The organism is Streptomyces pactum (assembly GCF_016031615.1).
GTDB classification, from domain to species: domain Bacteria; phylum Actinomycetota; class Actinomycetes; order Streptomycetales; family Streptomycetaceae; genus Streptomyces; species Streptomyces pactus.
This window is the reverse complement of the sequence record NZ_JACYXC010000002.1, coordinates 64,726-85,764: the sequence shown is the minus strand read 5'-3', so window position 1 is coordinate 85,764 and position 21,039 is coordinate 64,726. Positions and strand designations below refer to the sequence as shown.

The following is a 21,039-nucleotide window of genomic DNA, read 5'->3' as shown; positions in this document are numbered from 1 at the left end:
CCGCCCGGCATACAGCGAAGCCCTGCTCGACGAACGCCGACACACCACCAGGCGCGCAGGCGAAGACGTCACCAGATTCACACGCCACAGCCGCCGCACTCCGAACAGGCACTTGCCCCATCCGCCGTAAGGACGTTCGATCGATCGCACTGAGGTCCCTACCCCGCATTTCTTCTCCGTTCGAAAGCGCGCATGGTACGGAGAAGCGGCGGCCGCGCCCCAGCTGAACGATCTTGGTCAGCCGGCGAGGAAGGAGAGCCGCACCTGGCGGCGGGGGTTGTCCCGGTTGGTGTCCACCAGGCACACCGATTGCCAGGTGCCGAGCGCCAGCCGGCCCCCGATCACGGGCAGCGTGGCGTGCGGCGGGACGATCGCCGGCAGGACGTGGTCGCGTCCGTGGCCGGGGCTGCCGTGCCGGTGCCGCCAGCGGTCATCGGCGGGCAGCAGGTCGTGGAGTGCGGCGAGCAGGTCCTCGTCGCTGCCGGCGCCGGTCTCCAGGACCGCCAGCCCGGCCGTGGCGTGCGGGACGAAGAGATTGAGCAGCCCGTCCCGGCCGTCGGCCCGGTCGCGCAGGAACGCCTCGCACTCCGCGGTCAGGTCGGTGACGGTCTCCCGGGAGCCGGTGGTGATCTCCAGTACGTGGCTGTGGAAGGTCTGAGTCATGGGACCATCCTGCTCCCCCGGCGCCGCAGGACCCGCACCGCGCGCCGGGGACGGGAGCTGCGGACGGGCGGGCCCGCGCCGCCGGTGCCGCCGGCGGATGAGCGGCCGTGGCCTCAGGGGGCCGCCGGGTCCGGTCCCGGGGCGGGCCACGGGAAGAACCGCGACCACCACAGAGTTAGTCCAATCATGAACTATGACGGGGTGCGGGATGTGCGGGTCGTGGTGGTGGGGGCGGGCCAGGCCGGCCTGTCGGCCGCCTTCCATCTGCGGCGGACCGGCCACACCCCGGACCGGGACTTCGTCTTGCTGGACCACGCGCCGCGGCCCGGCGGCGCCTGGCAGTTCCGCTGGCCCACGCTGACCTACGGCCGGGTGCACGGGATGCACGCGCTGCCGGGCATGGAACTGACCGGCGCCGACCCGGACCGCCCCTCCGCGGAGGTGATCGGCGGGTACTTCGACTCCTACGAGCACGCCTTCGACCTGCGGGTGCACCGGCCGGTGCACGTGTCGGCCGTACGCGACGACGGGGCGGGCCGGCTGCTGGTGGAGACCTCCGAGGGCGTCTACCGCACCCAGACGCTGATCAGCGCCACCGGCACCTGGGACCGGCCGTTCTGGCCGCGCTACCCGGGCCAGGCCGACTTCCGCGGCCGGCAGCTGCACACCGCGGACTACCCCGGGCCGGACCTCTTCGCCGGACAGCGCGTGATGGTGGTCGGCGGGGGCACCTCCGCCGTCCAGCACCTGCTGGAGATCTCCGAGGTCGCGGCCGGGACGGTGTGGGTGACCCGGCGGCCGCCGGTGTTCCGCGACGGCCCGTTCGACCAGGAGCAGGGCCGGGCCGCGGTGGCGCTGGTGGCGGACCGGGTCCGCCGCGGGCTGCCGCCGCGCAGCGTGGTGTCGGTGACCGGGCTGCCGATGACCGAGGCGATGGCGCGCGCCCGGGCGGCCGGCATCCTGGACCGGATGCCGGTGTTCGACCGCATCACGCCCGGCGGCGCCCGGTGGGCCCCCGGCCGGATCACCGGGACGCCCCGGCCGCCGATGCGCGTCACCGAGGACGGCGGCCGCGCCGTGGACCTCGATGTGATCCTGTGGGCCACCGGTTTCCGCGCCGCCGTCGACCACCTGGCCCCGCTGAAGCTGCGCGAGCCCGGTGGCGGCATCGCCGTCGAGGGCACCCGGGCGGTACGGGACCCGCGCATCCACCTCGTCGGCTACGGCCCCTCGGCCAGCACGGTCGGGGCCAACCGCGCCGGCCGCGCCGCGGTGCACGACATCGGACAACTGCTGGGGGCACCGGTACCGGCCTGAACCGGAAGCCGCCCCGGCGGCGGGTACGGCGGACGCCCGGCGGGCGAACGGCGCCCGGTCCGCCCCCCGGCGGTATGCGCGCGCGGCCCGGGACCGGAACCGTACGCCACCGGCCGACCGGGCCGACCGTGCCCGGTTGGAACGGATACCCGGGGGTTGGAACGGGACAGGGCGGCAGGACTCCCCGCGCGCACGGGGGCAGGACGGACATCACCACGACGGCGGGCGCCCGCGTGCCGGGCCGCGGGCGGTGCGTACCCGACGAGCACGGGCCCGCCGGAGCACATGCGCCCTCCGAGTGCCGAGCCCAACCGGACGTACCCGCCCGCCGGATGCCGACACCGACACCGATGCCGACCGGACCGTGCGCGTACACCAGGCGCCGGTCCGGCCGGACCGTACGCGCGCACCAGGCACCGGCACCGACCGGGCCGGGACGGGCCCCCGCCGAGCACCGACGGTGACCGGGCCGTACCACCCCGCGAGGCGCCGGCGGCGGGCGCGGCTCCGGCGTACGCCGCTCCCCGTGGGCGCGCCGTGCGCGCCCGGTGGGGCGGGAGTGCGCCAACAGGGGGCGCGCCCTGTTGGCGCGGGCGTCCGGCGGGGAACGCTCGCCTCGGCGGGCTACGGCACCGCCGCACCGGTGAGACGACGGCCGCCCCCATCGAGGAGACCGATGACCAGCCCCTCCCCCCACCGCACGCTCCCCTACTACGAGGACCCGTCCCCGGGCAGCGGGGTGCTGCCGCCGCGCGCCTGGGTGGCGGAGTCCGACGCCGCCCGGCTCGACCTCGGCGGGCGCTGGGCGTTCCGGCTGTCCCCGACCGCGGCCGGGGCGGACGAGTCGTTCGCACAGCCCGGCCACCCGGTCACCGGCTGGGACGAACTCCCGGTGCCCGCCCACTGGGTGCTGCACGGCCACGGCGCCCCGGCGTACACCAACACCCCCTACCCGTTCCCCCTCGACCCGCCGCGCGTCCCGGACGAGAACCCCACCGGGGATCACCGCCGGGTCTTCGACCTGCCGGACGGCTGGCCCGCGGAGGGCGGGGCGGTGCTCCGGTTCGAGGGAGTGGACTCGTGTGCCAAGGTGTGGCTCAACGGGCAGGAGCTGGGCAGCTTCAAGGGCAGCCGGCTGCCGCACGAGTTCGCGGTGGGCGCCCTGCTGCGGCCGCGCGGCAACGTCCTGGCGGTCCGGGTCCACCAGTGGTCCTCCGGCAGTTACCTGGAGGACCAGGACCAGTGGTGGCTGCCGGGCATCTTCCGCGAGGTGACGCTGGTGCACTGCCCGCCGGGCGCGGTGGGGGACTTCACCGTGCACGCCTCGTACGACCACGCCGACGGCACCGGCACGCTGCGCGTCGAGGCGGACGTGCCCGGCCGGGTCACCGTGCCGGAGCTGGGGCTGGAGCTGGCCACCGGGGAGAGCGCGACCGTGCCGGTGGAGCCGTGGACCGCCGAGACGCCCCGGCTGTACCCGGCCGAACTGGTCACGCCGGGCGAGCGCGTCCGGCTGCGCGTCGGGTTCCGGACCGTGGCGGTCGTGGACGGCATACTGCGGGTCAACGGCCGGCGGGTGCTGTTCCGGGGCGTCAACCGCCACGAGTTCCACCCGGAGCACGGCCGCGCCGTGGACCGCGCCACGATGCGCCGCGACCTGCTGCTGATGAAGCGTCACAACATCAACGCGGTACGGACCAGCCACTACCCCCCGCACCCCGCCTTCCTGGACCTCTGCGACGAGCTGGGGCTGTGGGTGATCGACGAGTGCGACCTGGAGACGCACGGCTTCCACGCGGTGGGCTGGCGCGGCAACCCGGTGGACGACGAGCGCTGGACCCCGGCGCTGCTGGACCGGGCGGCGCGGACCGTCGAGCGGGACAAGAACCACCCGTCGGTGATCGTCTGGTCACTGGGCAACGAGTGCGGCACCGGCCGGGGGCTGACCGCGATGGCCCGGTGGATCCGCGACCGGGACCCCTCCCGCCCGCTGCACTACGAGGGCGACCGGTCCTGTGCCGACACCGACCTGTACTCCCGGATGTACGCGCCGCACGAGGAGGTGGAGCTGATCGGGCGGCGCGCGGAGGAGCCGCTGGACGATCCGGAGCTGGACGCCCGGCGCCGGGCGATGCCGTTCCTGCTGTGCGAGTACGCGCACGCCATGGGCAACGGCCCCGGCGGACTCTCCGAGTACCAGCGGCTGTTCGAGACCTACGAACGTTGCCAGGGCGGCTTCGTGTGGGAGTGGATCGACCACGGGCTGGCCCGGCGGACCGAGGACGGACGGACGTACTTCGCCTACGGCGGGGACTTCGGCGAGGACCTGCACGACGGCAACTTCGTCTGCGACGGGCTGCTGTTCCCGGACCGCTCCCCCTCGCCGGGGCTGGTGGAGTACAAGAAGGTGATCGAGCCGGTCCGCATCGAGGGCGACGGGGACACCGGGGCGCTGCGGATCACCAACGCGCACGACTTCACCGACCTGGCACATCTGGCCTTCGGCTGGGAGTACGCGGTGGACGGGGCGGTGGTGGCCGCGGGGGACCTGGCGGTCCCCCCGCTGGGCCCCGGGGAGACCGCCGGGCTCAAACTCCCGGAGCCGCCCGCCGCCGCCCCGGCCGGTGAGGCGCTGTGGACGGTCACCGCACGGCTGGCCCGGGACACCGCCTGGGCGGAGGCCGGCCATCCGGTGGCCTGGGCCCAGCTGGCCCACACCGCCCGGCCGCACCGGCGGCCGGTCCCCGCGGAACCGGCGGCGTCACCGCGCCGGGACGGCGCCGCGCTGCTCCTGGGGCCGGGCTCCTTCGATCCGGACTCGGGCGTTCTGACCTCGCTGGCGGGCATCCCGGTCGGCGGGCCGAGGCTGGACGTGTGGCGCGCCCCGACCGACAACGACAACGGCGCCCCCTGGCAGCCGGACGAGCGGTGGGGGCCGCTGTGGCGGAAGCTGGGGCTGCACCGGATGCGGCACCGCACCGACGCGGTCCGCACGACCGGCCGGGAGCTGGTGGTGTCGGCCCGGGTCGCCCCGGCCGCCACCGATCTGGGGCTGACGGTGGAGTACCGCTGGAGCGCGGCCGGGGAGCGGCTGCGGCTGGACGTGTCGGTCACCCCGGAGGGGGAATGGCGCTGCCCGCTGCCCCGGCTCGGGGTGCGGCTGACCGTGCCCGCCCGGTGCGGCACCGCGCGGTGGTACGGCGGGGGTCCCGGCGAGGCGTACCCGGACACCTGCGCGGCGGCCCGGACCGGCCGCTGGGAGATGACGGTCGACGCCCTCCAGACGCCGTATGTGCGGCCGCAGGAGAACGGTGCCCGGGCGGGGGTGCGCTGGGCGCAGCTCACCGCCCCGGACGGCGGCGGGCTCCGGGTGGAGGGCAGCCCGCACTTCTGGTTCACCGCCCGCCGGTGGTCCACCGAGCAACTGGACGCGGCGGAGCACACCTGTGACCTGGTGCCCTCGCCGGACACCGTCTGGGTCAACCTCGACCACCGCCAGCACGGCATCGGCAGCCAGTCCTGTGGCCCGGGGGTGCTGCCCGCGCACCGGCTGACCGCCGCGCCGGCCGTGTTCTCCTTCACCTTCTCCGGACAGCCCTGACCCGCCGCGCGCCCCGGCCCGGGCGCTCCGGACGGGAGGTGTTCCGGCCGGGGCGTTCCGGCCGGACGCGCGGCGGACGGCGTGGGCCGCGGGCCGGGTGCGCGGCGGGCGGGGTGGGCGCCGAACGGGGTCGTCGGCGGAGCCGGACGGGTGGTCGCCGGAGCCGGACGGGGTCGTGGGCGGAGCCGACGCTCAGCCAGCCTGACCGGCACCTCGGGCCCGCGGCGCCCCGGACACCGGCACCACCGCCCGCGGCGCCACCGTCCGGAGCTTCACAGCCCGGGGCTTCACCGACCGGGGCGCGTCGGCCGGCTCCGGTCGTCTCCGCGCGTACGCGGCGGCGCCACCCGCGCCCGGAGAACGGGACGGGCCGTCCGGCCCGCGGCCCGGCGGGCCCGGGCGGCGATCCGTGCGGGGCCCACCGAGGCGGGCCCGATGCCGTGGGGGCGGTGGCCCAGGGACGGTCCCGGGGCGGTCACTTCCCCCCGGCGGCGCGGAGCGCGGCGAGCGCCTTGTCGGCGTGCACGCTCATCCGGATCTCACTCTTCACGATCTCCAGCACCCGCCGGTCGGTACCGATCACGAAGGTGGCCCGCTTGGTCGGCATGGCCGCGATCTGCCGCTTCACCCCGAACCGTGCCCGCACGCCGCCCTCGGGGTCCGCCAGCAGCGGGTACCCCAGGGAGTACTTGCCGGCGAACTCGGCCTGCTTGGCCACCGGATCGCCGCTGATGCCGACCGGCTGGGCGCCCAGCGCCCGGAACTCCGCGGCGATGTCGCGGAAGTGGCACGCCTCCTTGGTGCAGCCGGGCGTCATCGCCGCCGGATAGAAGAACAGCACCACAGGGCCGTCCGCCAGCAGCCCGCTCAGCGTGCGCGGCGTACCGGTCTCGTCCGGCAGTTCGAAGTCCTCGACCACGTCTCCGATGTTCATGGGCGGCAACCTACTCGCCGGTCCGGGGCCGCGGGCAACCGGCGCCGGGCCGTTGACCAACGGGTGGACGAAGCGGGGGTGTGCGCGGCGCGCCGCCACGGGGGTCGCCCCCGGTGGGCCGCCCCTGCCGCATGCCCGGGCGCGGGGCCGGCGCGACCGGCGGCCCGGCGGGCCACGGCCCGCGACACGGTCCGGCGACCAGGTGGTCCCGGGCGTGACCGCACGGGCGCTGCTCCCGGTGGGCGGGCCGGGTCCGGGCGGATGCGGTCAGTCGGTCACGGGCACCGGCCGCCGGGCACCCGTGGCGAGGAAGTGTTCGACCGGGAGGACGGCGGCGCCAGCGGAACCGCGTCGGCGCCGAAGCGGCACAGCGCGATGCCGGTGCGGGCGGAGGGCCGGCGCAGCGCCTCGGCGGCCACCGCCTCCCGGAGGGCGGGCAGCCGGTGGGCGCCGAGCCGGGCACCGGCCCAGCCGCCGAGGATGACCCGTTCGGGGTTGAACTGGGCGACGAGGTGGGCGAGTCCGGTACCCAGGTGCGCCGTGGCCTCGTCCACGACCCGCCGTGCGGCGGCGGAGGCGTCGGCCGCGGTGATCATCGCGGCGAATGCGGCCTCCGCGTCCTCGCCCCGCACCGGGCGGCCCCGGCGCGCCTGCCGGTAGCGCTCCAGCACCGCCTCGGCGCCCAGGTACGCCTCCAGGCAGCCGCGCGCGCCGCACCGGCAGCGGCGCCCGTCGGGCCGCACGGTGGTGTGGCCCCAGCGGCTGCCGCGGGAGCCGGCGCCGGTGCGGGCCGGGTGGGGGCCGCGGGTGAGCACCAGGGCCTCGACGGTGGTGTCGATGCGGGCGAGTACGGCGTGCCGGGCGCCGCGGCCGGCTCCTCGCCACATCTCGGCCCGGCCCAGCGCGTGGTGCCGTTCGTCCAGGAAGACCGGCAGTCCGGAGCCGGCGCTCAGCAGCCGGCGCAGCAGCGAGGCGTGCTGCCCGTCGGCGCGGGCCCGGGCGGCCACCGGGCCCGCGGCCGGCGCGGCGGGTCCGGAGGAGTCCGGCGGCGGACCGGCCGCGGTGGCGACGGCCAGTCCGATGACCTCGGGCCGGGGAACCGCCGCGGCCTCCAGGACGGTGCGCAGGCCGGCGAGCACATGGCGGACGACCAGCCCGGGGTCCTGACGGCCGGAGCGCAGCGGGTAGTCGGCCTTGCCCCGCGGGGTGAGCGCCAGGTCGAACAGCTCAACCCGTACCCGGTCCCGGGCCACGTCCACCCCGACGACGTGCCGGTGGCCGGGGGTGATCCGCAGCAGACCCGGCCGGCCGTCGCCGGCGGCCGGGGCGGCGGCGCTCTCGGTGACCACGCCCTCCCGGAGCAGGCCGGTGACGGCCGAGTTCACCGTGGCGGCGCCGAGCCCGGTCCGGCGGCAGAGCTCCGCCCTGGTGAGCGGGGAGTCGTACAGGGACCACAGGAGCGAGGAACGGTCGCCGTACCGCGGATCACAGGCCACGGACCGCCGGGCTGCCACCATGTGCCACCTCCGGAAGCTCATGATTCGAGCCGGATGTGAGACATGTCAACGGGTCTGGTCCCGTTTGCTTCAAAGAGGTTGACCCGGCGCGAGCACCGGCCGGGCAGGTGTGGACGCCGGGTGAACGGAAGTTCGCCGGACCAGGCCCCGAAGTCCCGCCGCGGGTTCATCTTCTGAACTCCCGTCACCCTGGCTGAGCCCGCCCCGCACCGGTCGGCCCGGGCCCGTCGTCCCGGCCCCACGGACCCGGGCGACGGCCGCGCGGAAGCGGTGCGTCACCGGACAGCGGCACGCTGCGGGACGGCCCCGGACGACGCGGACAGCGCGGGACGACGGGACGACGCCGGACACCGGGGACGGAAGGACGGCAGGAGGACGCCGGGACGACGCAGGACGGCGCCGGACGGAAGGACGGCAGGGAAGCCCGGAGGCCCCGGGCGGAAAGACGGCACGGGGCGGACGGGAGGCGGCGGGCCGGTGGCCCGGTCGGGTGCGGCCGTCCGCGCGGGCGACCGCACCCCGGCCGTCACTCGCCCCGGAAGAGGTCCAGCAGGTCCTGCCGGCCGAAGACACCGGCGGTCTCGATCGCCGAGGGGGCGCCGGCCGACGGGTCGGCGCCGTGCGCCAGGAGCAGTCGGACGACCTCGTCGGCGCCCTTGAACACCGCTCCGGCCAGGGGGGTCTGGCCGCGGTCGTTGGCCCGGTTCGGGTCCGCCTCCCGTTCCAGCAGCGCCGCGACGGCGCCGGGGTGCCCGTGGTAGGCGGCGAGCATCAGCAGCGAATCCCCCTTGTCGTTGGTGAGATTCACCGGTACGCCCGCGTCCACGTAGGCGGCGAGGGTGTCGGTGTCCCCGTGGCGGGCCAGGTCGAAGACCTTCGCGGCCAGTTGCAGCAGCTCGGGGTCGTGCGCGGGCTCGGTCTCGGCATGGGGTTCGTTCATGACACCCACCCTACGGACCGGAGGCCACTCACCGGGGGTTCACGCACCGTGGCCGGCGGACCGGCACTCCACCCGCGACGTCAAACCCGGATGAATCTCCCCATTTGCGACGATATGCAACCGGATACATGCTGTGATGCGGGCACCACATGCCGTGATCGGTCCCGACCAGCCAGGAGAACAGTCATGATTCTGTCCATCTCAGGAGTCGTCCTGCTCGGCGTGATCGTCGCCATCTTCCTCCGCAAGGGCGGGCTCAAGACCTCTCATATGATCATCAGCGCCCTCTTCGGCTTCTATCTGGCGAGTACCGCCATCGCTCCCAGCATCAAGGCCGGCGGCGCGAGCCTGGCCGGCCTGCTCGGCGGGATCAAGATCTGACGTGCTGCGGCGATCCCCCGTTCCGCGCGCCTGGGCCGCCGGCGCCGTCGATGTGTTCCATCCGCTGGTCACCGTCTCCCGCGGGGTGCGCCGGCTGGCGGCCCGGGCGCGGCAGACCTGGGAGCACACCCCGAAGGACCGGCGCGGCCCGCTGGTGTTCCTGGTCGCGGCCGCCGTACTGGCCGTCGGCCTGGTCCCGTACGGGCCGCCGCTGGCGCTGCTCGGGCTGATGGGCGCCGCCGCCTGGGCCGGGCGCGGCGCCCCGGCCCCCGCACCGGACCCCGGTGCCGACGCCGGGACGCGTCTGCAGCTGCTCCACGACGCCCTGGTGCCGTACTTCACCGCGCCCCAGGACGCCGCCCCGCTCTACCGGCACGGTGGTCACTGGCAGACGGTGTTCGAGGAGCACGAGACCGACGGCACGGGCCGGCCGGTGCGGCTGCTGCTGCGCTATCCGGCGTACTTCACCGACGGGGAGCCGGAGTCCCGGGCCCGGGTGGAGCAGTTGCTGTGCGGCAAGTGCGGCCGCGACCGGGAGTACCGGTTCCGCTGGGACCAGGAGGAGAACCGGCTGGAGGTCACCGCGCTGCCCCAACTGCCCACCGGCGTCCCGGCGCAGCGCTTCGTCACCGCCGCGGGCGAGACGGTCCTCGGGTTCACCGACCCCACCGGTACGCCGCGGACGCTGCCGGTCGTCTGCCCCGGGGACCCCGACGACGGCGACGGCCCGGAGGGCGCGGGGACCCGGGACGTCCCGGCGGTGGTCTGGCGCACCGGGGCGCGGTCGGCCGAGCAGCACCTGCTGGTGCTGGGCCGGCCCGGCAGCGGCGCCACCACCCTGCTGCGGTCGGTGGCGATCCAGGCGCTGACCTGTGGTGACGTGCTGGTGGTGGACGGCGCCGGGACCGGCGAGTACGCCTTCCTGGCCGGCCGTTCCGGGGTGCTGGCGGTGGAGAGCGGGCTCTCCGGGACGCTGGCCACGCTGGAGTGGGCGGCCCACGAGACCGAACGGCGGCTGATCGCCACCAGCCGGGCGCGGCAGTTGGGCCGGCTGGTGCCCGGGGACGTCCACCGGCCGCTGTGGATCATCCTGGACCGGCCCACGGAGCTGAGCCGGCTCGCCGCCGCCGAGGGCCGCCCCGACCCGCAGCGACTGCTGGAGGTGCCGCTGCGGCAGGGGCGGGCGGCGAACGTCACGGTGGTGGTGGCCGACCAGGACGACGGCGCCGAGGCGCTGGCCGCGCCGGTGCGCGGGCTGGCCCGGGCCCGGGTGGTGCTCGGCGCGGCCGGTCACCGGCGGATCGGCGCGCTGCTCGGCGCGGTGCCGGACACCTCGCCGCCCGGGCGGATGCCCCCGGGGCGGGGTTACGTCCGGCTCGGCAGCGGTCCGGTGCGGCGGCTCCAGGTCCCCGACACGCCCGACCCGTACGACGCCGGCGCCGCCGAACCGCTGCGCCGGGCGGTGCTGGAGCTGCTGCCCGAACCGGCCGGCGGGGCGGAGAGGCCACCGGCCGAGGCGACGGAGGCGGTGCCCGCCGGACGGCGGGGCACCGAGGACGAGGCGGACGGCGCGCTCTCCGGCACCGGCTCCTGAGCCCGCTCCGGGCGTGGGGTCCGCGAGCACCGGCCGGGCGCGGTGGCCGGCCGGCGCGGCCCCGCGGGCCGGGTCAGGCGACGTAGCTGCGCGGCAGGTCGGCCCCGGCGGCGGCCCCGGCGCCGACCAGCCGGGCGGCCTCGGCCAGCCGCGCCGCGGCCTGCTCGGCGACCGCCCCGCCGACGGTGAAGGGCAGTCGTACGTATCCCTCGAAGGCACCGTCCACACCGAACCGGGGGCCGGACGGCACCCGCACCCCGAGCCGCTCCCCCACCTCGGCGATCCGCGACCCGGAGAGCCCGCCGGTGCGGGCCCACAGGGTGAGCCCGCCGTGCGGGACGGCGAACTCCCAGTCGGGCAGGTGCCGGCGGACGGCCGCCACCAGGGCGTCCCGGTTCTCCCGGGCCTGCGCCCGGCGCAGTTCGACGGCCCGGTCCCAGCCGCCGGTGTTCAGCAGCCAGGTGACGGCGAGCTGTTCGACCACCGGGGTACCCAGGTCCACGTAGGCGCGGGCGGCCACCAGGCTCCGGATGACGTCGGGCGCGGCCCGGACCCAGCCGATGCGCATCCCGGCCCACAGCGACTTGCTCGCCGAGCCGATGGTGACCACGGTGCTGCCGGCCGGGTCGAAGGCGCAGACCGGCCGGGGCGCCGGCGGTCCGCCGGCGCCGTCCAGCCGGATCTCCGCCATGGTCTCGTCGGCGATGAGCACGGTGCCCGCGGAGCGCGCCATGTCCACCAGGTCCCGGCGCCGGGCGTCGTCGGCGAGCGCCCCGGTGGGGTTGTGGTAGTCGGCGATCACGTACGCCATGCGGGGCGCGGCGTCGCGGAGCACCTGCCGCCAGGCGGGCAGGTCCCAGCCCGCGAGCCCGGCGGCCATGGCCACCGGCACCAGCCGGACCCCGGCGTCCCGCATCAGCTGGAGGACGTTGGCGTAGGACGGGGACTCCACCGCGACCCGCTCACCGGGGCGGACGAAGAGCCGGCAGGTGGCGGCCACCGCGCCCATCCCGCCGGTGGTCACCATGATCTGCTCGGGCATGGTGGGGATGCCGTGGGCGGTGTACCGGTCGGCCAGAGCCTGCCGCAGCGCGGGCAGCCCGGCCGGGTAGTCCCCGTGGGTGCGGGCGTAGGGCGGCAGTTCCTCCACGGCCCCGGTCATGGCGCGGGTGAGCCACGGCTCGGGCGCGGGCAGCGCGGCGCAGCCGAGGTCGATCACGGAGGCGGCGGCCTCCGGCGGCAGCGGGTCGAGACCGCGGCCCGGGAGCGGGCGCCCGGCCGGCACCGCGGTCCAGCTGCCGGCGCCGCGCCGGGACTCCAGGTAGCCCTCGGCACGGAGCGCCTCGTAGGCGGCGGCGACGGTGGTGCGGCTCACCTCCAGCGCGGCGGCCAGCTCGCGTTCGGCGGGCAGCCGGGCGGCCACCGGCACCCGGCCCTCCAGCACCAGCAGCCGGACGCCGTCGGCGAGCGCCCGGTAGGCGGGGAGGCGCCGGCCCCCGGCCGGGGCGGCGGCGTCCCGGGTCTGCTGCGACAGCAGGAGGGCGAGCCGGGAGGCGCCCACTGCGGAAGTCCACGGACTCATCGGCTTGCGGTCCACCTTCACTGAATTGGCCATGGAACTGGACTGTTCTACAGGTCCAGAGTGTCACGCTGGGGGCCACTGACACCAGTCGGCCCTCCCCCCACGCCCTCCGCACCGCGCACCGAAGGAGACCGACGTTGTCCACACCGCCCGCGCCCCGCAGTCCCCGGCCGGCCCGGCGCCTCGTCCACCTCTACGCGGGGCTGGTGCTGTACGGGGTGAGCATGGCGATGCAGTTGCGCGCCGCCCTGGGCCTCGACCCGTGGGACGTGTTCCACCAGGGCATCACCGAGCGCACCCCGCTGTCGTTCGGCACCGTGACGATCCTGGTGGGCGCCGCGGTGCTGCTGCTGTGGATCCCGCTGCGCCAGCGCCCGGGCCTGGGCACCGTCTCCAACGTGCTGGTGATCGGGCTGGTGGTGGACGGCACGCTGTGGCTGACGCCGGAACTGGACGCGCTCGCCGCCCGGATTCCGCTGCTGGTGGCCGCGATCGTGCTCAACGGCGTGGCGACCGGGCTGTACATCTCGGCGCACTACGGTCCGGGGCCGCGGGACGGATTGATGACCGGGCTGCACCGGCGCACCGGCCGCTCCATCCGGCTGGTGCGCACCGGGATCGAGGTGGTGGTGCTGGCGACCGGGTGGCTGCTGGGCGGCACGGTGGGCGTCGGCACGGTGCTGTACGCGCTGGCCATCGGCCCGCTGTCGCAGTTCTTCCTGAGGGTCTTCGAGATCCCCGGGACGCAGGAGGCCGCCTCGCCGGTGGTGGCGCGTTCGATTCCGAAGAGTTCCGAACCGGACACCGAGGGCGAACCGGAGAATCCGACGGTGGACCGGAGGTAGTCCGGATTTCGACGTGGCCGGTGCGGGGCGGTAGTGTACGCCCTTGGCCCACCGGGCGGACCGTTACTGCGCGCTAAAGCAGTGCAAACGGTGGGTGACATCTGCTGCCAGATGTGACAAACCGGGCGCCTGTGGGTAGAACAACGGGGCGGTACGAAGAGAAACAGCGGCGCGCAGCGCCTCCGGCAAGGGCGGTGGTGGGCGACGGGCGGGGCAGACAGCGGCGCGCAACGCCTCCGGCAGAGGGCGGTGGCGAGCGAGGGCGGGCGTATGTCCCAGTACGGGAATCTTCACCGCCGACCGGACGTTGACCGGATGACGACGACAGCGACACCTGTCCTGTGGGCGACAAGCCCGGGAGGCACGATTCATGAGTGAGCGAGCTCTTCGCGGCACGCGACTCGTGGTGACCAGCTACGAGACCGACCGCGGCATCGATCTGGCCCCGCGCCAGGCCGTGGAGTACGCATGCCCGAACGGCCATCGATTCGAGATGCCGTTCTCGGTAGAGGCGGAGATCCCGCCGGAGTGGGAGTGCAAGGCGTGCGGCGCCACGGCACTCCTGGTGGACGGCGACGGCCCCGAGGAGAAGAAGGGCAAGCCCGCGCGCACGCACTGGGACATGCTCATGGAGCGGCGTACCCGCGAGGAGCTGGAGGAGGTGCTGGCCGAGAGGCTGGCCGTCCTGCGCTCCGGTGCCATGAACATCGCCGTGCATCCGCGGGACAACCGCAAGTCCGCCTGAGGCGGACGGGGAAGCACCGACAAGGGCCGGGGCCGCTGCGATCGCAGCGGCCCCGGCCCTTGTCGGTGTTCGTTCGTCTCCTCCCCCGCCACGTCCCGGGCTCCCGCCTGCTCGGCAGCCGGCGCCGGGCCGGGCCCGTCAGGTCCTCCCCCGCCGCCGCGCCGGTGCGGCCCGGAGGGCCGGGCCGCCGACGCGGAGCGGACGGGCGTCAGCCGGGCAGCTGGGGGTCGTCGCGGTGCGGCCGGCCCGGGTGCGGCTCGTCGTCCCTGACGACCTCACCGGGGACCACCTTGCCGTCCGGGCGGTGCATGCGGGCCTGCTGGAAGAGGTTCCCCAGGTCCGGTCCGCCGGCGCCCATCGCGCCCACCCGCCGCTCGACGAACCGCTCGGCCCGGCGGTGCAGCAGCGCCCGGGTGGGCGGGAAGAGGCACACCAGGGCCGCGGCGTCCGAGGCCAGCCCCGGCAGCATCAGCAGCAGCCCGCCGAGCATCGGCAGGGTGTTCCCGCCGCCCGGCCCCGCCTGCTCCCCCGCGCGCGCCCGGCCGGTCAGCGACCGCCAGGCCCGCCGCCCGGCCCGCTTGACCACCACGGCACCGAGCACCACGCCGGCGACGAGCAGCAGGAAGACGGTGAGGCCGCCGGCCGCGTCGGCGACCAGGGTCAGCAGCCAGATCTCCAGCACCAGCCAGGCGGCGATGCCCAGCGGCACCAGGGTGCGGGCGCGGGAGCGCCGGGGGCGGGGCGGGCGGGGGAGCTGCGATGCGCCGGTCGTCATGGATCAAGTGTCCCGCAAGCGCGGCGGAACGGGCCCCCGGGCCCGTGCCCCGCTCCCGCCCCGGGCCCGTGGCACCCCGGTCGCGGGCTACTCCGGCTTGCGGCCCAGCACCCGGTTGACCCGGGAGCCCACGCCCCAGGAGGTGACCCGCCACAGCGCCTCGGCGAGGATGTCGCGGCTCATCTTGCTGTCCCCGCGCACCCGCTCCACGAAGGTGATCGGCACCTCCACGACGTGGAAGCCGGCCTTCACCGCGCGCCAGGCGAGGTCGACCTGGAAGCAGTAGCCCTGGGAGGCCACCGCCTCCATGCCGAGCCCCTCCAGGGTCTCCCGGCGGAAGGCGCGGTAGCCGCCGGTGATGTCCCGCAGCGGCAGGTCCAGCAGCAGCCGCGAGTACGTGCTGCCGCCGCGGGAGATGAACTCCCGGGTCTTCGGCCAGTTCACCACCCGGCCGCCGGGCACCCAGCGCGAGCCGAGGACCAGATCGGCGCCCTTGAGCGCGGTGAGCAGCCGCGGCAGCTCCTCCGGCTGGTGGGAGCCGTCGGCGTCCATCTCCACCAGCACCCCGTAGCCGCGTTCGATGCCCCACTGGAAGCCGGCGAGGTAGGCGGCGCCGAGCCCCTCCTTGCCCTTGCGGTGGAGCACCCGCACATGGTCGTCGTGCGCGGCCAGCTCGTCGGCGATCTTCCCGGTGCCGTCCGGGCTGTTGTCGTCGGCGACCAGGACGTGCGCCTCGGGCACGGCCGCCCGCACCCGGGACACGATCGGCTCGATGTTCTCGGCCTCGTTGTAGGTCGGGATGATCACCAGGATGGTGCCGAGCGGTCCGTACGCCTTCCGCGGCCGGACGGTGTCCCGGTCCGTGCCGCCACCGGCGGAGCGCTCGCGCGCACCGTCCTGGCCGCTCTCCGCGGCCGGCCGGTCCGCGCGGCTGGTGCCGTCCTCGCGGTCGGCGCCCCCCTCGCGGCCCCGGTGCTCCGGGTGGTCGTCACGGTTCGTGCTGCGGCGCGGCCCGTCGGCCTCGCGTGCGTCGCTCACGGATGCTGCCCCTTCTCGTCCGTTCGTCCCCGACGGCCGATCACGATCGCGGCCGCGCAGGACAGAACGCCCACCATAGCGAGCACCCACTCGGGCGCCGCACCCGCTCGGTCCGCGACCGTGATGTCGTCCCGCAGCGGAATGGTCGCGGTGAGGACGTCCTGGGTGAATTCGTCGGTCCGCTGCCGCACCGTGCCGTCCGGGCCGACGATCGCGCTGATGCCGCTGGGCGCCGCGGTGATCACCGCCCGGCCGTGCTCCACGGCCCGCAGTTTGGACATCACCAGCTGCTGTTCGGGCTGCCCGGTGCGCCCGTAGGTGGCGTTGTTGGTCTGGACGACCAGGGCCCGCGCCCCGGCGTTCACGGTGTCCCGGACGATCTCGTCGTACGCCACCTCGAAGCAGATCACGTCCCCCAGCCGCGCCGGGCCGACCTGGAGCACGCCGGTGTGGTCCCCGGGGTAGAAGTCCCGCGGCACCCGGTTCAGCCGGGTGATGACCTTGCTCAGCTGCTCGCGGAAGGGCACGTACTCGCCGAACGGCACCGGGTGCTGCTTGGTGTAGGAGGCGCCGGGCCCGGTGCGGGGGTCCCACACGATGCCCTGGTTCTCCACGTAGCCGGGCTTGACGTGGTCCACCAGCGCGCCGACCAGCACCGGGACCCCGACCGCCTTGACCGCACGGTCGATCCGCTCGTACGCCTCACGGTGCTTGTACGGGTCCAGGTCGGAGGCGTTCTCCGGCCAGATGACCAGGTCGGGGCGGGGCTCGCGGCCGGCCTCGACGTCCTTCGCCAGCCGCAGCGTCGCCTCGACGTGGTTGTTGAGGATCTTCATCGGGCGGCCCAGGAAGTCCATGCCGGGCTGCTGCACATTGCCCTGCACCACGGCGATCCGGACGGTGTCGTCGGCGCCGGTGGGCACCGGTACGGCGAACCCGGCCGCCGTGGCGGCGGTGGCCGCGGCGAGCGGGACGGCGGCGGTCAGCAGGGCGCGCCGCCGCGCGGCCGGGCCGGCCGCCGCCCGGGCCCGCCACAGGGCCAGGACGAGGGCGGCGAGCAGTGCCCCGGTGAGCGCCACCGCGAAGGTGACCGCCGGCGCGCCGCCGAGCGAGGCCAGCGGGGTGTACGGGGAGCCGGTGTTGGCGAAGGCCAGCCGTCCCCAGGGGAAGCCGCCGAACGGGATGCGGTCGCGGGCACACTCCTGGGCCACCCACAGGCAGGCCGCCCACAGCGGCCAGGCGGGCAACCGGGAGGTCAGGGCCAGCCCGGCCCCCATCGGGACCAGGAACAGCGCCTCGATCACCGAGAGCCCGACCACCGCGTCCCAGCCGATCACATGGAGCCACTTCAGCAGCACCAGGAAGAACGGGACGCCGAACACCAGGCCGGTCCAGGCGCCCTGGCGCGCGGTCCGGCCGCGGGTCAGCAGGCTGAGCGCGGCGACCGCCGCCGGCGACAGCGGCCACACCCCGTACGGCGGGAAGGCGAGCCCGAGGGCGATGCCGCCGGCGGCGGCGAGCGCGCTGCGCCGCCACTCGCGGCGCGCGAACCCGGCCAGTCGCGCCCGCCGGCCGGGACGTTCCCCGGCCGGCACGGACGGGGCGGCCGCCACCGCGCCGGCCGCGCCGGAGCCGGCGGCGCCTGGCGCCGGGTCCGTGTCCGCCCGGCCGTCGCGGGAAGCGTCCGGGCCGGGGGGGCGGCGGGGGGCGGGGGCGGGGTCGCCGGACCGCCCGGCGGCCTCCGGGGCGCCGCCGGCCGGCGGTGCCGCGGCGGTGCGCGGCTCCGTCGGCCGGTCGGCTGCCGGGCCGCCGGCGGCGGCCTCGGCGGTGCGCGGCTCCGTCGGCCGGTCGGCTGCCGGGCCGCCGGCGGCGGCCTCGGCGGTGGTCTCGGGTCCTGATGGCACGGTCAGGGCCTTCCTGCAGGTCATGAGTGGTGCCCTGACGGTACAGCGCGCGCCGTGGAATGTGGCCCCCGAGGGGCGTTGCGACGGGACCGGAGCCGTCCCCGCCCGCGCCGGCGCGGCCCAGCCGGCCGAAGGCGCCGGTATGGGCCCCCGACGGCCCGGGCCCGGGGCCCCGACGCGAAGACACCGGCCCACCGGGCACGCCGGACACGCGGCACCCACCCGCCACGAAGCCACTCACCGACCGCGCCCCGAGGCTCCCGGCCTCCCCCGCGGGCCCCGGTCCGCCGCCGGGCCCGGTCCGCCTCGGGCCCCCGGTCGCCGGTACCGCCCGGCGGGGGCGCCGTCGTGGCGGGCCGGAGGGCGCGGACCCGCGGTCTGAGGCCGGAGGGCGGGAACCCGAGGTCTGGGGGGCCGGAGGGCGGGGACCGGGCCGCGGGGGCCGGAGGGCGACCGCCCTCCCTGAAACGGCCTCCGGCCCGCCGGTACGGCCGGGAGGCCGGGGCACGCGACACCGAGGACTCCGGACCACCACCGGGGTGGCCGAGGGCCCTCGCGGCCGGCGGTCAGGATGCGGCGCCCCGGTGGAACGACGCGGCGCCCGGCCCCACATGGGTCGGCCCGTCACCGCCGGTCGGCGGCACGCCTCCGGTCGACGGACGACCACACCAGGAGGCACGGCAACGTTCGGCACGTCCCCGGGGACCGCGCGGGACAGAAGCCGGCGCACGCCCGCAGGACGGGGCGGTCCGCCGGCCGAGGCACGACTGCGGATCGGGGCCCGGCGCCCTTCGGGCCGACCTGGCACCCGCTGGCTGCGGGTCTGCCGAGAGCCGTTGTCTACTGAGCGTCCGGGCCCGACCCGGGTCCCACCCGTCGGCCCGGCGGTCACTCCCTCGCCCCCAATGCGCTGGACCTGGCTCTCAGCGGTGGCGTACGCGGCGGTACGCCACCGACGTTGGCCCAGCGGCGTTCGACGACTGTGTGGAGACTGCCCGGCCGGACGTCTCTTCGGTGGACCCGGCCGAACCTACCGGCCGCCGCCCGCTTTCTGTCAACACCGGCGCGACCTGCGTCGTTGTCCTGAACGAGCAGGTCAGTACGGACGGTGTCCGCACCACGCGGGCGGCGCGGCGCACATCGTTCGGCGTACGCGGCCGGCCGGGCTCACCCGATCGGCGCACGGTCCGCCCGGGCACGGGCGGCGGGGGCCGCCAGGACCGTCACGGCCCCGCCGGCCCCGAGACGGTCCTGGTGACCACCCGCGCCGGACGCGCCCGGCGGTCAGCGGCCGGACGGCCCCGGACACCCCGGACGGCCCCCGGGAAGCCCCTGGCGGCCCCGGCCCGGGGGCGGTGCCCCGCGCCTCCCCTACGCGCAGCCCCAGCCCCGTACGACGTCACCGCCGCCCGGGCGGTGACGTCGTACGGCCCGAGGCAGGCCGGGATCGCCCCGGGAAACGGCACCGCCCGGGGCCGGTGGGGGCCCCGGGCGGTGCGCTCACCCGAGGACGGTGCGGTCACCCGAAGACGGTGCGGCCGCCCACCACCGTGCGCAGGCACACCGGGAGCGGGGTGCCCGGGGTCAGGTCGGGCAGCCCCGGGGTGCCCGACCTCGGGTCGGTGGACCAGTTGGCGACCCGGGTGTCGGGGACCTGGACCACCAGGTCCCCGGCCTGCCAGACCGCGTAGTCGGCCGGCGCGCCGGGCACCAGGACCCCCGCGTCGTCCCGGCCCACGGCCCGCCAGCCGCCGCGGGTGTGGGCGGTGAACGCGGCCCGGACCGAGATGCGGTGCTCCGGGGTGCGGTGGAACGCCGCCGCCCGCACGGTGCCCCACGGGTCGAGCGGGGTGACCGGGCTGTCGGAGCCCAGGGCGAGCGGCACCCCGGCGCGCAGCATCGCCGCGTACGGGTTGAGGGTGCGGGCCCGGTCCCGGCCCAGCCGCTCGGCGTACATGCCGTCCTCGCCGCCCCAGGCCGCGTCGAAGGCGGGCTGGACGGAGGCGGTGAGCCCGAGTTCGGCGAAGGCGGCCACGGTCTCGGGGGTGAGCATCTCGGCGTGCTCCACCCGGTGCCGGGCGGCGCGGACGCGGGCCAGGCCCAGCCGTTCGGAGGCCTCCCGCACCCCGCGGACCACCGCGTCCACCGCGGCGTCGCCGATGGCGTGGAAGCCGGCCTGCAGGCCGGCCTCGGTGCACGCCGTGACGTGCGCGGCCACCGCGTCGGCGTCCAGGTAGGCGGTGCCGGTGTGGGCGGCGTCGGCGTACGGCTCGTGCAGGCAGGCGGTGTGCGAGCCGAGCGCCCCGTCCACGAACAGGTCGCCGGCGGCGCCGACCGCGCCCAGCTCGCGGACCCTGGCCAGGTCGGCGGCGCCGGTGACCGCCTCCGCCCAGTAGCCGACCACCCGGGGGCCGGGGGTCCGGGACGCCAGCTCCAGCAGCCCGGTGAAGTCCTCCTCGCTGGAGATCTCCGGGCCGCCGCACTCGTGGATGGTGCCGATGCCCAGTTCGGCGGCCCGGGTCAGCGCGGCACGCTGCGCCTCGGCGCGCTGGGCGGGGCTGACGGCGGCGAAGGCCACGGCGCGCACCGCGTGGTGGGCGGCGGTGGTCAGCGGCCCGTCGGGGTGGAAGCCGGGCCGGTCCAGGATGCCGGGCACCAGGTCCAGCAGCGCGGTGCTGGCCACCGCGGAGTGGACGTCCACCCGGGAGAGGTAGAGGGGCCGGCCGCCGGTGGCCCGGTCCAGTTCGGCGCGGGTCGGGGGGCGCCGCTCGGGCCAGCGGGTGGCGTCCCAGCCGTGCCCCAGCAGCACCGGGTCGGCGGGGCGGGCGGCGGCGTGGGCGCTGATCAGCTCCAGCGCCGCGGCGAGGTCGCGGGCGCCGCCGAGGTCCAGGCCGGTGAGGGCCAGCCCGGTGGAGGTGGTGTGCACGTGGGCGTCGGTGAACGCGGGCGTGACCAGCGCCCCGTCCAGGTGCACCACCTCGTCCACGCCGTCGGCGAAGCCGTCCGCGGCGCCTTCCGAGCCCACCCACGCGATGGTGCCGTGCTCGACCACCATGGCGGTGGCGAAGGGGTCCGCGGGGCTGTGCACCTCGCCGCCGCGCAGCAGTACGGTCCGGCGGCTGTCGTCCTCGCCCGGGTCCCGGTGGGCGTCGCCGGCCGGGCCGCGGGAGGTTGTCGGATCGGTCATGGTCCCAGTGTGGACC

15 protein-coding genes are annotated in these 21,039 nt (G+C 76.5%); 6 read left to right on the top strand and 9 right to left on the bottom strand.

The window, feature by feature from the left end:
• Positions 1 to 237 precede the first annotated feature (237 nt).
• Positions 238 to 663, bottom strand: a complete 426-nt coding sequence (locus IHE55_RS28815; RefSeq protein WP_197992359.1) for a YjbQ family protein — start codon at positions 661 to 663, stop codon at positions 238 to 240.
• A 186-nt stretch (positions 664 to 849) separates the two neighbouring features.
• Here IHE55_RS28815 and IHE55_RS28810 point away from each other — a divergent pair, with 186 nt between their 5' ends.
• Both IHE55_RS28810 and IHE55_RS28805 read left to right on the top strand, forming a co-directional pair.
• On the top strand, positions 850 to 1,980 hold the full coding sequence (locus IHE55_RS28810; protein WP_197992358.1) for an NAD(P)-binding domain-containing protein: 1,131 nt from the start codon (positions 850 to 852) through the stop codon (positions 1,978 to 1,980).
• Positions 1,981 to 2,656: 676 nt separating this feature from the next.
• Positions 2,657 to 5,581, top strand: coding sequence for a glycoside hydrolase family 2 TIM barrel-domain containing protein (locus tag IHE55_RS28805; protein ID WP_197992357.1), 2,925 nt, complete (start codon positions 2,657 to 2,659; stop codon positions 5,579 to 5,581).
• Positions 5,582 to 6,056: 475 nt separating this feature from the next.
• Here IHE55_RS28805 and IHE55_RS28800 read toward each other — a convergent pair whose 3' ends face one another.
• From IHE55_RS28800 to IHE55_RS28790, 3 genes are all read right to left on the bottom strand, one after another.
• Complete coding sequence (locus tag IHE55_RS28800; protein WP_197992356.1) at positions 6,057 to 6,515, bottom strand: peroxiredoxin; 459 nt, start codon at positions 6,513 to 6,515, stop codon at positions 6,057 to 6,059.
• 275 nt (positions 6,516 to 6,790) lie between these two features.
• Positions 6,791 to 8,032 carry an ROK family transcriptional regulator gene (locus tag IHE55_RS28795; RefSeq protein WP_197992355.1) on the bottom strand — a complete coding sequence of 414 codons (1,242 nt, stop codon included), beginning with the start codon at positions 8,030 to 8,032 and terminating at the stop codon, positions 6,791 to 6,793.
• A gap of 526 nt (positions 8,033 to 8,558) precedes the next feature.
• Entirely contained in the window at positions 8,559 to 8,972 is a 414-nt protein-coding gene (locus IHE55_RS28790) for an ankyrin repeat domain-containing protein (protein WP_197992354.1), read from the bottom strand.
• A 186-nt stretch (positions 8,973 to 9,158) separates the two neighbouring features.
• On the opposite strand from IHE55_RS28790, the gene IHE55_RS28785 reads away from it, so the two are divergent.
• Both IHE55_RS28785 and IHE55_RS28780 read left to right on the top strand, forming a co-directional pair.
• Positions 9,159 to 9,353: a hypothetical protein gene (locus tag IHE55_RS28785; protein ID WP_197992353.1), complete on the top strand. Its 195-nt coding sequence runs from the start codon at positions 9,159 to 9,161 to the stop codon at positions 9,351 to 9,353.
• A 1-nt stretch (position 9,354) separates the two neighbouring features.
• Positions 9,355 to 10,947 carry a P-loop NTPase family protein gene (locus IHE55_RS28780; protein WP_197992352.1) on the top strand — a complete coding sequence of 531 codons (1,593 nt, stop codon included), beginning with the start codon at positions 9,355 to 9,357 and terminating at the stop codon, positions 10,945 to 10,947.
• 73 nt (positions 10,948 to 11,020) lie between these two features.
• Here IHE55_RS28780 and IHE55_RS28775 read toward each other — a convergent pair whose 3' ends face one another.
• Complete coding sequence (locus IHE55_RS28775) at positions 11,021 to 12,529, bottom strand: SCO1417 family PLP biosynthesis transcription factor (protein ID WP_197992588.1); 1,509 nt, start codon at positions 12,527 to 12,529, stop codon at positions 11,021 to 11,023.
• Positions 12,530 to 12,666: 137 nt separating this feature from the next.
• Between IHE55_RS28775 and yczE the strand changes: the two genes are divergently transcribed.
• Both yczE and IHE55_RS28765 read left to right on the top strand, forming a co-directional pair.
• On the top strand, positions 12,667 to 13,374 hold the full coding sequence (gene yczE / locus IHE55_RS28770) for a membrane protein YczE (protein WP_197992351.1): 708 nt from the start codon (positions 12,667 to 12,669) through the stop codon (positions 13,372 to 13,374).
• Between the two features lie 370 nt (positions 13,375 to 13,744).
• Positions 13,745 to 14,119, top strand: a complete 375-nt coding sequence (locus IHE55_RS28765; protein ID WP_197992350.1) for an RNA polymerase-binding protein RbpA — start codon at positions 13,745 to 13,747, stop codon at positions 14,117 to 14,119.
• Positions 14,120 to 14,327: 208 nt separating this feature from the next.
• Here IHE55_RS28765 and fxsA read toward each other — a convergent pair whose 3' ends face one another.
• The 4 genes from fxsA to IHE55_RS28745 form a co-directional block, all read right to left on the bottom strand.
• Positions 14,328 to 14,894 (bottom strand): FxsA family membrane protein, encoded by a 567-nt coding sequence (gene fxsA, locus IHE55_RS28760; protein WP_197992349.1) that lies wholly within the window; start codon positions 14,892 to 14,894, stop codon positions 14,328 to 14,330.
• Positions 14,895 to 14,981: 87 nt separating this feature from the next.
• Positions 14,982 to 15,707: a polyprenol monophosphomannose synthase gene (locus IHE55_RS28755; protein ID WP_197992587.1), complete on the bottom strand. Its 726-nt coding sequence runs from the start codon at positions 15,705 to 15,707 to the stop codon at positions 14,982 to 14,984.
• A gap of 221 nt (positions 15,708 to 15,928) precedes the next feature.
• Positions 15,929 to 17,860, bottom strand: coding sequence for an apolipoprotein N-acyltransferase (gene lnt / locus IHE55_RS28750; protein WP_232266967.1), 1,932 nt, complete (start codon positions 17,858 to 17,860; stop codon positions 15,929 to 15,931).
• A gap of 1,495 nt (positions 17,861 to 19,355) precedes the next feature.
• Positions 19,356 to 21,023, bottom strand: coding sequence for an amidohydrolase (locus IHE55_RS28745; RefSeq protein ID WP_197992348.1), 1,668 nt, complete (start codon positions 21,021 to 21,023; stop codon positions 19,356 to 19,358).
• Between the last annotated feature and the right edge of the window lie 16 nt (positions 21,024 to 21,039).

Coding starts and splice junctions, on each gene's coding strand:
- IHE55_RS28815 (WP_197992359.1), bottom strand. CDS start 663: ATGACTCAGACCTTCCACAGCCACGTACTGGAGATCACCACCGGCTCC.
- IHE55_RS28810 (WP_197992358.1), top strand. CDS start 850: ATGAACTATGACGGGGTGCGGGATGTGCGGGTCGTGGTGGTGGGGGCG.
- IHE55_RS28805 (WP_197992357.1), top strand. CDS start 2,657: ATGACCAGCCCCTCCCCCCACCGCACGCTCCCCTACTACGAGGACCCG.
- IHE55_RS28800 (WP_197992356.1), bottom strand. CDS start 6,515: ATGAACATCGGAGACGTGGTCGAGGACTTCGAACTGCCGGACGAGACC.
- IHE55_RS28795 (WP_197992355.1), bottom strand. CDS start 8,032: ATGGTGGCAGCCCGGCGGTCCGTGGCCTGTGATCCGCGGTACGGCGAC.
- IHE55_RS28790 (WP_197992354.1), bottom strand. CDS start 8,972: ATGAACGAACCCCATGCCGAGACCGAGCCCGCGCACGACCCCGAGCTG.
- IHE55_RS28785 (WP_197992353.1), top strand. CDS start 9,159: ATGATTCTGTCCATCTCAGGAGTCGTCCTGCTCGGCGTGATCGTCGCC.
- IHE55_RS28775 (WP_197992588.1), bottom strand. CDS start 12,529: ATGAGTCCGTGGACTTCCGCAGTGGGCGCCTCCCGGCTCGCCCTCCTG.
- IHE55_RS28765 (WP_197992350.1), top strand. CDS start 13,745: ATGAGTGAGCGAGCTCTTCGCGGCACGCGACTCGTGGTGACCAGCTAC.
- fxsA (WP_197992349.1), bottom strand. CDS start 14,894: ATGACGACCGGCGCATCGCAGCTCCCCCGCCCGCCCCGCCCCCGGCGC.
- lnt (WP_232266967.1), bottom strand. CDS start 17,860: ATGACCTGCAGGAAGGCCCTGACCGTGCCATCAGGACCCGAGACCACC.
- IHE55_RS28745 (WP_197992348.1), bottom strand. CDS start 21,023: ATGACCGATCCGACAACCTCCCGCGGCCCGGCCGGCGACGCCCACCGG.